Source organism: Streptomyces sp. P9-A4 (genome assembly GCF_036634195.1).
Taxonomy (GTDB): domain Bacteria; phylum Actinomycetota; class Actinomycetes; order Streptomycetales; family Streptomycetaceae; genus Streptomyces.
In genome coordinates, this window is sequence record NZ_JAZIFY010000001.1 from 5070228 (window position 1) to 5082370 (window position 12143).

Here is a 12143-nt window from a genome sequence, read left to right on the forward strand (position 1 = left end):
TCTTCGGGCGGTGGGGGCTCGTGGGGTAGGGGACTCCGCGCGAGGTGGGGCGTCAGAGGAGCCGGAAGTCCGCGATGCGGTGGCGGGAGAGTGCGGGGGAGTGGCCGAGGAGGAGCCGGCAGAGCAGCAGCGCGTGGCCCACGGCCTCGATCTCGTCGGGGCCGCCGACGTACAGGGCGAGGCGGACCGACCGGTCGAGAACCAGCGCCCGTGCGGACTCGAAGCGGTCCTGCGGACGGGCGAGGCACTGCAGCGTCTCGACGAGTGCGGCGGCGGACGGGGCCGGTGGGGGGTCGGTGTCCGGTGCGGGTTCGTCGTCCGGTGCCCTCATCGAGACGCCGATGAGGTAGATGACGATCAGCCCCAGGAGAACCCGTTGTCGCTGTCGGTGGTCTGCGCCGCCGCCACCGTCAGGTCCTGCGCGGTGACGCTCGGGGCGGCGGGCGCCGGCTGGGCGGCGAGGACGACGGCGAGCGCGGCGGTGGCGGGGACGAGCAGGGCGAGGACGGGACGGACCTGAATGCGGGCGAAAGTGGCGAAACGGGCGGCGCTGAGCATGGCGGAACTGCCTTCCTGGCGATGCGGATCGGGGCTGTCGGGGGAGGTCTCCCGCCGCCGCTCCCGGGCTCTGCCGGGCGGCTTCGACAGGTCCAAGACTGGCCCGGCCGAGGGGCCCTGTCACCGGAATCCGGCTGGCGCCAACCGCGTGGCCGTTTGGAGCCAGTCGGTACGCCCGGCCGCCGCGCGCCGCTGACCTGGGCGTACCGGGGAGGCGTCATGTTGCTGCCAGGCGGAAGGTGCCGGGCGCCCGTCATCTCCCGTACGGCCCCGGAATGACCTGGTCCGGCCGCCGGGCCGGTACGGCCCTGGTGTCCCGGGCACGTGCGGCCCCGGTGTCCCGGTGCGTACGGCCCCCGGAAACGCCGAACGGCCGCACCCGGTGGGGTGCGGCCGTTCGGCGTGTACGGGAGGGGCGGCTCAGTCGTTGGGGCGCTTCAGGCGCGCCACGAACTTGTACCGGTCGCCCCGGTAGACGGACCGCACCCACTCCACCGGCTCGCCCTGGGCGTCCACGGAGTGGCGGGAGAGCATCAGCATCGGCAGGCCGACGTCCGTGCCGAGCAGCCCGGCCTCGCGCGGGGTGGCGAGGGAGGTCTCGATGGTCTCCTCGGCCTCGGCGAGGCGCACGTCGTACACCTCGGCGAGCGCCGTGTACAGCGAGGTGTACTTCACGAGCGAGCGGCGCAGCGCGGGGAAGCGCTTCGCCGACAGATGGGTCGTCTCGATCGCCATCGGCTCACCGCTCGCGAGGCGCAGCCGCTCGATGCGGAGCACCCGGCCGCCGGCCGAGATGTCGAGCAGCCCGGCGAGGGTGTCGTCGGCCGTGACGTAACCGATGTCGAGGAGCTGCGAGGTGGGCTCCAGGCCCTGGGCGCGCATGTCCTCCGTGTAGGAGGTGAGTTGCAGGGCCTGGGACACCTTGGGCTTGGCCACGAACGTGCCCTTGCCCTGGATGCGCTCCAGGCGGCCCTCGACGACCAGCTCCTGCAGGGCCTGGCGCACGGTGGTGCGCGAGGTGTCGAACTCGGCGGCGAGAGTGCGCTCGGGCGGGACCGGCGTGCCGGGCGGCAGGGTCTCCGTCATGTCGAGCAAATGCCGCTTCAGTCGGTAGTACTTGGGCACGCGCGCGGTACGGGTGGGTGCCCCACCCTCCGTCTCCGTGCTGCCCGCGTCCGTGGCCATGGCCTGCCTTCCCGACTCCTGTGCTGCTGCCGTCACCGGCTCCTCCGTCTGTCGCGGCTCACATGGTGGCACGGACCGGTCACGGGTCGTCGCCCTCCCTCAGGTGTCGGTCCGATAACGGACGCGACTGCCCTTCTTATACACCCTTGACACCCCTAAAGGTCTAGGCCAAGCTCCGGGTACTGGTCTAAACCATTAAAGACCAGGTCCCAGCCCCACGAGCACTACCTGACGTATGTCTTCGCGCGGTGGGCAGGGGTTGCAGGCATCCCTGAGGAGGGTGGCGTGAAGCGCAAGCTCATCGCGGCGATCGGCGTCGCGGGCATGATGGTCTCTATCGCTGCGTGTGGTTCCGACAGCGACACGGGCAAGGACGGCGCCAAGGCGACGGCCGGGGGCGACAAGACCCTGACGGTCTGGGTCATGGACGGTTCCGCTCCGGACACCTGGATGGCCGAGGTGAACAAGGCCTTCGAGGCCAAGCACCCGGGCGTCAAGGTCAAGGTCGAGAAGCAGATCTGGAACGGCATCCAGGAGAAGGTCACCACCGCCCTCTCCGAGGACACCCCGCCGGACGTTCTGGAGCTCGGCAACACGCAGACGGCCGGTTACGCCGTCACGGGCGGCCTCGCCGACCTGAGCGGTGACAAGGCCACGCTGGGCTACGACGCCTGGAACAAGGGCATGGTCGCCTCCAACGAACTGGACGGCAAGCTCTACTCCGCGCCGTGGTACGCCGCCAACCGCGTCGTCGTCTACGACAAGGCCGCCTTCAAGAAGGCCGGTGTCACCCCGCCGAAGACCCGCGCCGAGTGGATCGACGGTCTGAAGAAGCTCAAGTCCTCCGACCCGAAGTCGCAGGCGATCTACCTGCCGGGCCAGAGCTGGTACGTCCTCGCCGGTCTCGTCTGGGACGAGGGCAGCGACCTCGCGGTCAAGGACGGCGACAAGTGGAAGGGCAACCTGTCCTCCCCCGAGGCCGTCAACGCCATGAACTTCTACAAGGAGCTGGCGTCCTACTCCACCGCTCCGAAGGACAAGGACGAGGCGACCCCGCAGCAGTCGACCGACGTCGTCCCGAAGGGTGGCGTCTCCTCCTGGATCGGTCTCGGCTGGGAGGCCGCCGGCGCGGTCGACGCCATGAAGAAGGCCGGCAAGACGGCTGACTTCGGCTACTTCCCGATCCCGGGCAAGACCGCCGACAAGCCGGGCTCCGTCTTCCTCGGCGGCTCGAACCTCGCCATCGCCGAGCGCTCCAAGAACAAGGACCTCGCGAAGGAGTGGCTGGCCCTCGCCGCCGGCAAGGACTTCATGACGAAGTACGCCGCCGCCACCGAGGGTGCGCTGCTTCCGAACACGGACGCCGCGCAGTTCAAGCCCGCCGCCGGCTCCTTCGCCGAGGCCATGGCCCTGTCCTCCGCCTCCGGCAAGGTCACCCCGGTCACCCCGGGCTGGGCGAACGTCGAGACCGCCCCGAACCCGATCAAGGACTACATGACCAAGGTCCTGAAGGGTGAGGACGCCAAGAAGGCCGCGGAGGCGGCCGACAAGGTCATCAACGAGCGCATCAACCAGCAGTAATCCGTAGCCCGGTGGTGCGGCCGGTATCGCACCGGCCGCACCACCGGCGCTTTGCTGAAAAGCAGTGAACAGCGGCCCGCTCCCCCGGGCCGTGCCCCGGTGGGCGCGGGAGCCCCAGAACCGCGAGGAAAAAGACCATGACCGTGGACTCCCAGGGGACGGCGACCGCCGGTCCCCAGGACGCGCCCGGGAGGGCGGCAGGGAAGTCTCAGACTCCGCCACCCCCTTCGGGCCCGAAGGAAGTCCTTCAGCCTTCGCGCGGCAGACGCTCCCTGCCCGGCGGGCTGCTGCCGTACCTGCTCGTCGCGCCTGCCCTGCTGTCCATGGCGGTGCTGCTGCTCTACCCGCTGATCCGCAATGTGATCCTCTCCTTCCAGCAGATCAACCGGAAGGAATTCATCACCCGCGAGTCGGTCTGGATCGGCTTCGACAACTACAAGGACCTGCTCGGCGACCCGGACTTCTGGACCGTCGTCGTCCGGAGCCTCGTCTTCACCGCCGTCAACGTCGTCCTCATCATGGCGATCGGCACCGGCATAGGCCTGCTGCTCAACCGCCTCGGCAAGAAGATGCGACTGGTCCTCTCGCTGGCCCTGATGTTCGCCTGGGCCATGCCGATCGTCGCCTCCGTCACGGTCTTCCGCTGGCTCTTCGACGAGCAGTTCGGCGTCGTGAACTGGCTGATGCGCACGCTCGGCTTCGCCGGCTACGAGCAGCACAACTGGTTCGAGACCGGCTTCTCCACCCTGGTCATCATCCTGATCCTGCTCGTCTGGGGCTCCGTCCCGTTCGTCGCCCTCAACATGTACGCCGCCCTGACGACCGTCGGGACCGAGCTGTACGAGGCCGCCAAGATGGACGGCGCCAGCGGCTGGCGGACCTTCTGGGCCGTGGTCTTCCCGAACCTGAAGTCCTTCTTCATGATCACCACGTTCCTGGAGATCATCTGGATCTTCAAGGCGTTCGCGCAGGTCTACGCGATGAACCTGGGCGGTCCCGACCGAGGCTCCGAGACGCTCCCCGTCTTCGCCTACATCGAGGGCGTCGGCCAGTTCCACTACGGTGTCGCCGCCGCCATCTCCATCCTGACGATCGTGATGCTCATCGCGGTCATGTCCTTCTACTTCCGCCTGATCCTGAAGCAGGAGGAGGAGCTGTGAGCACCACCAACCCGACTCCGCAGAAGCTGCGCACCAGGAAGCCGCTCACGGTCGGCACGGTCGCCAAGAACGTCAGCGCCCTCGTGATCGCGGTGGTGTTCGTCTTCCCCGTCTACTGGATGTTCTCGTCCTCGCTGAAGCCGCAGCACGAGATCATGACGAAGGACCCCGTCTTCGTCTTCACGCCGACGCTGGAGAACTACACGACGGCGACCGGTGTCGACCTGTTCTGGACGTACGTCACCAACAGCCTCACCGTCACCATCGGCGCCGTCCTCCTGGCCCTCCTCGTCGCCCTGGCCGCGAGCTTCGCCATCGCCCGCATGCGGTTCAGGGGACGCAAGGGCATCGTCCTCATCGTGATGCTGGCGCAGATGGCCCCCTGGGAGGTCATGGTCATCGCGATGTACATGATCTCCCGTGAGAACGACATGCTGAACAGCATTCCGATGCTCACGCTCATCTACTTCGTGATGGTCCTCCCCTTCACCATCTGGACCCTGCGCGGCTTCATCGCCGCCGTCCCAGTCGAGCTGGAGGAGGCCGCCCAGATCGACGGCTGCACCCGGGCACAGGCCTTCCGCAAGGTGATCTTCCCGCTGCTCGCCCCCGGACTGATGTCGACCTCGCTCTTCGGCTTCATCACCGCCTGGAACGAGTTCGCCATGATCCTCATGCTGAACAAGGACAAGGAGTCGCAGACCCTGACGCTCTGGCTGACCCAGTTCCAGACCGCGTTCGGCAGCGACTGGGGCGCCACCATGGCCGCCTCCACGCTCTTCGCACTGCCCGTCCTCATCGTCTTCCTCTTCCTCCAGCGCAAGGCCGTCGGCGGCATGACCGCCGGCGCGGTGAAGGGATAACGGCTCCCCATGACCACACTCGTACACGGCGCGGACACCCTGACCCGTGACGCGCTCACGGTGCTCCAGCCCGGCTTCGTCGGGACCACCGCGCCCGACTGGCTGCTCCGCCGCATCGGCGAGGGCCTCTCCTCGGTCGGTCTCTTCGGCCGGAACATCGTCAGCCCCGAGCAGCTCGCCGCGCTCACCGCGCAGCTGCGGGCCGAGCGGGACGACGTCCTCGTCGCCATCGACGAGGAGGGCGGCGACGTCACCCGCCTGGAGGTCAAGCAGGGGTCGTCGTTCCCCGGCAACTACGCGCTCGGCAGCGTGGACGACGTCGAGCTCACCCGGGCCGTGGCCCGCGAGCTCGGCCGCCGGCTCGCCCGGTGCGGCGTCGACCTCAACTGGGCGCCGTCCGCCGACGTCAACTCCAACGCCGAGAACCCGGTCATCGGCGTCCGGTCCTTCGGGCCGGACCCGGACCTGGTCGCCCGGCACACCGTGGCGTACGTCGACGGCCTCCAGGGCGTCGGGGTCGCGGCCTGCACCAAGCACTTCCCCGGGCACGGCGACACGAACGTGGACTCCCACGACGCGCTGCCCCGGATCGATGTGGACCTCGCCACACTGCACGCCCGTGAGCTGGTGCCTTTCCGCGCGGCCATCGCCGCGGGTACCAAAGCGGTCATGAGCGCGCATATCCTGCTCTCCGCGCTCGACCCGCACCGTCCGGCCACCCTGAGCCCGCAGATCCTCACCGGTCTGCTGCGCCAGGAGCTGGGCTTCGAGGGCCTGATCGTCACCGACGGCATGGAGATGCAGGCCGTCGCCGCGACGTACGGCATCGAGCGCGGATCCGTCCTCGCCATCGCCGCGGGCGCCGACGCCATCTGCGTCGGCGGCGGGCTGTGCGACGAGGACACCGTGCTGCAGCTGCGCGACGCGCTGGTGAACGCGGTACGGACCGGTGAACTGCCCGAGGAGCGGCTGGCCGACGCCGCGGCGCGCGTGCGCGCCCTGGCGTCCTGGACCCAGGCGCACCGGGCCAGGGGGGCTGAATCGGTGCCGGGCGCGGCAGCGCAGGAGGGGACCGCGCCCGGCGCCGGCATCGGACTCGTCGCCGCCCGCCGGGCCCTCAAGGTGACCCGGGGGGACCGGCCGTACACGCCGATGAGCAGCGCTCCCTACGTGGCCTCCTTCACGCCCGTCGCGAACTTCGCGGTGGGCGACGAGACGCCCTGGGGCGTCGCGGCCGAGCTGGACCGGCTGCTGCCCGGCACGGAGACCGGCTCCTACGCCGACTCCTCCGTGGACGCCGTCCTCGCCGCAGCGGGGGAGCGGCGGATCGTGGCGGTCGTACGTGACGTCCACCGCCACCCCTGGATGGGCGAGGCCCTGGACGGCCTCGTCGCGGCCCGCCCCGACACGGTCGTGGTCGAGATGGGCCTGAACGAGGCGGAGCCCCGCGGGGCCCTGCACATCGCCACCCACGGCGCGGCCCGGGTCTGCGGCCGGGCCGCCGCCGAGGCCGTCGTCGGCACCTGCGCCTGACGGCCGCTCCGGCAGGCGTACGCGAAGGGGCCCGGCACCTGAACAGGTGCCGGGCCCCTTCGTCGTGACCGCGGCGCGGTCACAGGGGGTTCCGGGCGGTTCAGATGCCCTGCCAGGCGGGCTTGGCGGCGAAGGTGTGACGGAAGTAGTCCGCGAGCTTCAGCTTGGAGGCGGCGGCCTCGTCCACCACGACCGTGGCGTGCGGGTGCAGCTGGAGCGCGGAGGCCGGCACGAGCGCCGCCACCGGGCCCTCGACGGTCTGCGCCACGGCCTCGGCCTTGCCCTCACCGGTGGCGAGCAGCACCAGGTGACGGGCCTCCAGGATGGTGCCGATGCCCTGGGTGATGACGTGGTGCGGCACCTGCTCGATGTCGTTGCCGAAGAAACGGGCGTTGTCCACGCGGGTCTGCTCGGTGAGCGTCTTGATCCGGGTGCGGGAGGCGAGCGAGGAGCACGGCTCGTTGAAGCCGATGTGACCGTCGGTGCCGATGCCGAGGATCTGCAGGTCGACACCACCGGCCGCGGTCAGCGCCCGGTCGTAGGCCTCGCAGGCCGCCAGGACGTCGTCGGCGGAGCCGTCGGGGCCCATGAAGGCCTCCTGGGAGAGCCCGAGCGGCTCGACGACCTGACGGAGCACCGTGGAGCGGTACGACTCCGGGTGGCCCGAGGGGAGGCCGACGTACTCGTCCAGCTGGGCGATCCGGGCCCGCGAGGCGTCGACGGAGCCGGCCTCGACCTGGGCGATCAGGGCGTCGTAGATGGGCAGCGGAGTCGAGCCCGTGGCCACGCCGAGCAGCGCGTCGGGCTTGCGGCGCAGGAGGTCGGCGATGCCGTCCGCGATGAGCTCGCCGCCCGCCTTGGCGTCCTTGACGATGACAACTTCCACGCTGTGCCTGCCGATCTGGTGAGGGGCTGGTGAGGAACCGTGTGGTATAGACCAATCAAAGGCAAATCTAGCAGAGGAGGGGCCTTCCCCTCATGCTGTTCCGCCTCCCGGACGCCCCGCCGCCTCCATCGTCGGCCGCCCCGCTCACCCGAGCCACTCGAACCCCGGGGCATGCCGCGGCGGGCCCGCGACGGGGCCATGGCGGAGGAGCTTGCGGTGGTGGCCGGGACCGCGATGAGCGCCGTGTCGGCGGAGGCGCCCGGCGAAGCCCCCGGAAACGCCCGCGGGCCGCGGCGCCTGACGGGACCCTCAGCCCGTCCGGCACCGCAGCCCGGAGTTGCGCCGGCCGGGGGTGTGCGGTCCCTCGGCCGTTGTGGGAGGTCTCGACGCAGTCAGGGCAGAGAGCGTCGGGTACCTCGTTCCATCCTCCTGTGCGGGGAGGATGGAGGCTCTGTTGCGTTCATTGTGGACTAGACCATTCTTGTCTGTCCATCCACAGGAGCGCGGTCGTTCCTGGCCCATACTCCAACACGTAGCCCAGGAGATCCAGGTTCACCGGCCCTTTATTCCGCGGGTACGCTCGCACCGTGCCCTCCATGAACGACCTCGTGCGCCAGCACACCGCCCTGAGCGACTCCGACCTCGAGTGGCTCCACCTGCTGGTGTCGGAGTGGCAGCTGCTCTCCGACCTCTCCTTCGCGGACCTCGTCCTCTGGGTCCCGACCCTCGACGGCACGCGGTACGTGTCCGTCGCGCAGATGCGGCCCAACACCGGCCCCACCTCCTACCAGGACGACATGGTCGGCCATCTGGTGCCGCGAGGCCGCCGCCCGCTGCTCGACGCCGCTCTCGACGAGGGCCGGATCGTCCGCGAGGGCGACCCCGAGTGGCGCGAGGAGGTCCCGGTACGGGTCGAGTCCATCCCCGTGCGCCGGGAGGGCCGGGTCCTCGGCGTCATCGCGCGCAACACCAACCTGCTGACCGTCCGCACCCCCTCCCGGCTTGAGCTGACCTACCTCCAGTCGGCCTCCGACCTCGCCCAGATGATCGCCGCCGGAACGTTTCCCTTCCCCGGCGAGCAGGTCGACATGGACTCCTCGCCGCGCGCCGGCGACGGTCTGGTCCGGCTCGACGCCGAGGGCATCGTCCAGTACGCCTCGCCCAACGCCCTTTCCGCGTACCACCGGCTCGGTCTCGCCGCCGACCTGGTCGGCCAGCACCTCGGCCAGATCACCGCCGAACTCGCCCCGTCCCGGGGCCCGGTGGACGAGGCCCTGGTCACCCTCGCCTCCGGCTACGCGCCCCGCGAGTTCGAGGTCGAGGGCAACGGCGGGGTGATCCAGCTCCGGGCGATCCCGCTCAAGCCCAAGGGCACCCGGATCGGTTCGCTCGTCCTGCTCAGGGACGTCACCGAACTGCGCCGTCGCGAGCGCGAGTTGATCACCAAGGACGCCACCATCCGGGAGATCCACCACCGGGTGAAGAACAACCTCCAGACGGTGGCCGCCTTGTTGCGCCTGCAGGCTCGCCGGATGGACGCGGCCGCCCCAGGCGGAAGAAGTGCCCGCGAGGCCCTCAACGAGGCCGTGCGGCGCGTCGGTTCGATCGCCATCGTCCATGAGACGCTGTCTCAGAACCTGGACGAGCGCGTCGAGTTCGACGAGATCGCCGACCGGGTGATCGCGATGGTCGCCGAGATCTCCCCGGGCAGGATCACCTGCCGGCGCAACGGCCGCTTCGGCATTCTGGACGCCGAGGTCGCGACCCCGCTCGCCATGGTCCTCACCGAGATCCTGCAGAACGCCTTGGAGCACGCCTTCGCCCCGGGCGACGAGGGCACCGTCGAAGTCACCGCGGTGCGCGGCGAACCCAGGGCCGATGCCCGGCTCCTGATCACCGTCCGGGACGACGGCCGCGGGCTGCCCGAGGGATTCGATCCGCAGCGCGCGGGAAATCTCGGCCTCCAGATCGTACGGACCCTGGTGGAAGGGGAGTTGGGCGGTTCCTTCGACATGCTGCCGGGCTCCGAACGCGGCACGAAGGTGGTCCTCGACATTCCCGTACAGCCGTTGAAGTAGCCGTACGGCAGGAATGGCGGAAACCGGAGAAGGCCGGAATCCGGGGAAAGCCCGAAGGCGGAACAGCAGCGAGCCCCGGACCGAGGAAATCGGTCCGGGGCTCGAATGCTGTGGGTTACTGCTGCGTGCTGCGGCTCGGGAGCGGTGATTGCGTACGCTGTGTACGCGCCGCGTGCCTCAGGCTGTGCAGGTGGCTCAGGCGCTGGCGTTACGCGCCCGGTTGCGAGCGGCACGGCGCTTCATCGCGCGGCGCTCGTCCTCGCTGAGGCCACCCCAGACGCCGGAGTCCTGGCCGGACTCGAGCGCCCACTGCAGGCACTGCTCCATGACGGGGCAGCGGCGGCAGACGGCCTTGGCTTCCTCGATCTGCAGCAGCGCAGGACCGGTGTTGCCGATGGGGAAGAACAGCTCGGGGTCTTCCTCACGACAAACGGCGTTGTGACGCCAGTCCATGGCTGCTACCTCTCTCAGTGTTACGTGCGAGTTGCTTGTGAATGTGAACGCTTTCACGAATCCCCCCGCAAGGGAAGGGCCGACTGCCAGGTGAACTGGTGTGGTCCTTGTTGCTGAGGAGGGGTTCTGGCTCTCAGTGGAGGCCGGTGTTGCGGGCCGTCCCGATCGCCAAGAAGAGACTCCCAAACCCCAGCAACGGATACAACCCCTTCCGGAAAGTTTTTTTTGATTCCTCGGTGTCGGCTAGGTCACAGCCGTACTTCTAAGGGGTGGATGCGCGCCTAAACGTTCGAGTGAAAGGACTTTGGGCCCTTCCACTCACACAATCACACGCAGTGCACGGCGTACGCCTGTGAACGTCACGCTCGTACGCAGTCCCAGGTGGTCTCCGTCCATCTGGAGGGGGAGAGGGACCTTCGAATGCAAGGTGAAGTCGGTCAGGTCGTGCAGGGACACGGCGTGCTTGCCGCGCGGCCCTCGCTCGGGGGTCGAGGTGAGCAGCTGGGTGGCATAGCGGGCCACCGCCGGAGTGGACAGACGGCGCAGTCCGAGGACGTCGAGCGCGGTCTCGAAGGAGGCCTCCGGGGACGCGTACACCGGACGATTGCCCAGGTAGGTCCAGGGGGAGGTGTTGCAGATTATGGAGAGGACGAGGTCCTCGACCGGCTCGGCGCCGGGGCGCTCCAGGGTGATCGTGCCGTGCCGGCGGTTCGGTTCCTCCAGGAACTGACGCGCCACCTGGCGCAGATAGAGGGCGTGCGTGGACCGCTTCCCTCTCTCCCTCTGCTGTTCGACCCGGCCGATGACGCTCGCGTCGAAACCGAGGCCGGCGCAGAAGGTGAACCAGCGGGAGGGGACGGACTCGTCGTCCGTGCCCGGCGTTCCCGAGGCGAGCCCGAGGCTCACCGTGCGTGCCCGCCGCTCACGCAGGGCGTCGAGCAGGGCGCCGGTCGCCTCCACGGCGTCGTTTGGCAGTCCGAGGGCGCGGGCGAACACGTTCGTCGAGCCGCCGGGGACCACCGCCAGTCCCGGGAGCCGCTCGGGATCCGGCCCGTCGTGGAGCAGTCCGTTGACGACCTCGTTCACCGTGCCGTCGCCGCCGAGGGCCACCACGAGGTCGATGTTGCCCGAGTCGGCGGCCCGTCTGCCCAGGTCACGCGCGTGTCCGCGGTACTCGGTACTGACCGCCTCCAGCTTCATCTCGCTGGCGAGCGCGTGGATCAGGACGTCACGGGTGCGGGCACTGGTGGTGGTGGCTGCCGGATTGACCACGAGAAGTGCGCGCATGAGCGTCAGGGTACCTACCCCTCGGTACCGGGCCCAGTCCAGCCCGCTCCCTGGACGGCTCGCCCGGCTCCGTAAGCCCCGGCCCGCCCCCGCTACCCTGCCCTCTATGAGCAGTACGGAGCCCACGAACAGCACGGACCAGACCCCCGCCGCCCGACCCGCCGCCCGACCCGTCCGCCTCGCCGCGGCGGCGGTCGTGGCCGGTGTGGAGGCCCTCGGGCTCGTCGCCGGTGGCGTGTACATGTTGGTGCACGCCCTGACCGGGACGTCCGACGACCTCACCGGGGCCACGACCGGAGCTGTGACCCTTGTCGCACTCGGTCTGATCCCGCTGGCCGCCGCCCGCGGTCTGTGGCTGTGCCGCTCCTGGAGCCGAGGCCCGGCCGTGATCACCCAGATCCTGGCCCTGCCGGTCGCCTGGCAGATGATCCAGGCGAACAGCGCGATGATCCCGGCCGGCGTCGTCCTCGGCGTCCTGGCCGTCGCCGGGCTCGTCCTCCTCGTGAACCCGGCCACGACCGAGGCGCTCGGCATCCGGCGCCCCGGTCAGCAGGCCTGA

Annotated in this window: 12 protein-coding genes; 6 read left to right on the forward strand and 6 right to left on the reverse strand. The window is 69.8% G+C overall.

The features are described from left to right. Positions 1–52 precede the first annotated feature (52 nt). The 3 genes from V4Y03_RS23025 to V4Y03_RS23035 form a co-directional block, all read right to left on the reverse strand. A complete protein-coding gene (locus V4Y03_RS23025; RefSeq protein WP_332436148.1) occupies positions 53–331 on the reverse strand; it encodes a hypothetical protein in 279 nt (92 codons plus the stop codon). A 26-nt stretch (positions 332–357) separates the two neighbouring features. Beyond that, entirely contained in the window at positions 358–558 is a 201-nt protein-coding gene (locus tag V4Y03_RS23030) for a hypothetical protein (protein WP_332436149.1), read from the reverse strand. Between the two features lie 420 nt (positions 559–978). Continuing rightward, positions 979–1743, reverse strand: coding sequence for a GntR family transcriptional regulator (locus V4Y03_RS23035; RefSeq protein WP_317875635.1), 765 nt, complete (start codon positions 1741–1743; stop codon positions 979–981). 285 nt (positions 1744–2028) lie between these two features. Between V4Y03_RS23035 and V4Y03_RS23040 the strand changes: the two genes are divergently transcribed. The 4 genes from V4Y03_RS23040 (at position 2029) to V4Y03_RS23055 (ending at position 6880) form a co-directional block, all read left to right on the forward strand. After that, positions 2029–3324 carry an extracellular solute-binding protein gene (locus V4Y03_RS23040; protein WP_317875628.1) on the forward strand — a complete coding sequence of 432 codons (1296 nt, stop codon included), beginning with the start codon at positions 2029–2031 and terminating at the stop codon, positions 3322–3324. A 137-nt stretch (positions 3325–3461) separates the two neighbouring features. Further along, on the forward strand, positions 3462–4484 hold the full coding sequence (locus V4Y03_RS23045) for a carbohydrate ABC transporter permease (protein ID WP_317875627.1): 1023 nt from the start codon (positions 3462–3464) through the stop codon (positions 4482–4484). Next, a complete protein-coding gene (locus V4Y03_RS23050; RefSeq protein ID WP_442809710.1) occupies positions 4481–5347 on the forward strand; it encodes a carbohydrate ABC transporter permease in 867 nt (288 codons plus the stop codon). The genes V4Y03_RS23045 and V4Y03_RS23050 overlap by 4 nt, the downstream gene beginning before the upstream one ends. 9 nt (positions 5348–5356) lie before the next feature. Further along, positions 5357–6880 (forward strand): glycoside hydrolase family 3 protein, encoded by a 1524-nt coding sequence (locus V4Y03_RS23055; RefSeq protein WP_332436150.1) that lies wholly within the window; start codon positions 5357–5359, stop codon positions 6878–6880. Positions 6881–6980: 100 nt separating this feature from the next. On the opposite strand, the gene nagB is transcribed toward V4Y03_RS23055, so the two are convergent. Further along, positions 6981–7766 (reverse strand): glucosamine-6-phosphate deaminase, encoded by a 786-nt coding sequence (gene nagB, locus V4Y03_RS23060; protein WP_317875625.1) that lies wholly within the window; start codon positions 7764–7766, stop codon positions 6981–6983. A gap of 596 nt (positions 7767–8362) precedes the next feature. Here nagB and V4Y03_RS23065 point away from each other — a divergent pair. Beyond that, positions 8363–9844, forward strand: a complete 1482-nt coding sequence (locus V4Y03_RS23065; RefSeq protein ID WP_317875624.1) for a histidine kinase N-terminal domain-containing protein — start codon at positions 8363–8365, stop codon at positions 9842–9844. A 195-nt stretch (positions 9845–10039) separates the two neighbouring features. On the opposite strand, the gene V4Y03_RS23070 is transcribed toward V4Y03_RS23065, so the two are convergent. After that, positions 10040–10297, reverse strand: a complete 258-nt coding sequence (locus V4Y03_RS23070; RefSeq protein ID WP_003953983.1) for a WhiB family transcriptional regulator — start codon at positions 10295–10297, stop codon at positions 10040–10042. 318 nt (positions 10298–10615) lie between these two features. Beyond that, a complete protein-coding gene (locus V4Y03_RS23075) occupies positions 10616–11584 on the reverse strand; it encodes a diacylglycerol/lipid kinase family protein (RefSeq protein WP_317875623.1) in 969 nt (322 codons plus the stop codon). 106 nt (positions 11585–11690) lie between these two features. Here V4Y03_RS23075 and V4Y03_RS23080 point away from each other — a divergent pair, with 106 nt between their 5' ends. Then, positions 11691–12143, forward strand: coding sequence for a hypothetical protein (locus V4Y03_RS23080; protein WP_317875622.1), 453 nt, complete (start codon positions 11691–11693; stop codon positions 12141–12143).

What these genes read in the sequence shown, in the direction of transcription:
- V4Y03_RS23070 (WP_003953983.1), bottom strand. Translation starts at nt 10,297, where the DNA reads ATGGACTGGCGTCACAACGCCGTTTGTCGTGAGGAAGACCCCGAGCTG.
- V4Y03_RS23030 (WP_332436149.1), bottom strand. Translation starts at nt 558, where the DNA reads ATGCTCAGCGCCGCCCGTTTCGCCACTTTCGCCCGCATTCAGGTCCGT.
- V4Y03_RS23065 (WP_317875624.1), top strand. Translation starts at nt 8,363, where the DNA reads ATGAACGACCTCGTGCGCCAGCACACCGCCCTGAGCGACTCCGACCTC.
- V4Y03_RS23025 (WP_332436148.1), bottom strand. Translation starts at nt 331, where the DNA reads ATGAGGGCACCGGACGACGAACCCGCACCGGACACCGACCCCCCACCG.
- V4Y03_RS23055 (WP_332436150.1), top strand. Translation starts at nt 5,357, where the DNA reads ATGACCACACTCGTACACGGCGCGGACACCCTGACCCGTGACGCGCTC.
- V4Y03_RS23035 (WP_317875635.1), bottom strand. Translation starts at nt 1,743, where the DNA reads ATGGCCACGGACGCGGGCAGCACGGAGACGGAGGGTGGGGCACCCACC.
- V4Y03_RS23080 (WP_317875622.1), top strand. Translation starts at nt 11,691, where the DNA reads ATGAGCAGTACGGAGCCCACGAACAGCACGGACCAGACCCCCGCCGCC.
- V4Y03_RS23075 (WP_317875623.1), bottom strand. Translation starts at nt 11,584, where the DNA reads ATGCGCGCACTTCTCGTGGTCAATCCGGCAGCCACCACCACCAGTGCC.
- V4Y03_RS23045 (WP_317875627.1), top strand. Translation starts at nt 3,462, where the DNA reads ATGACCGTGGACTCCCAGGGGACGGCGACCGCCGGTCCCCAGGACGCG.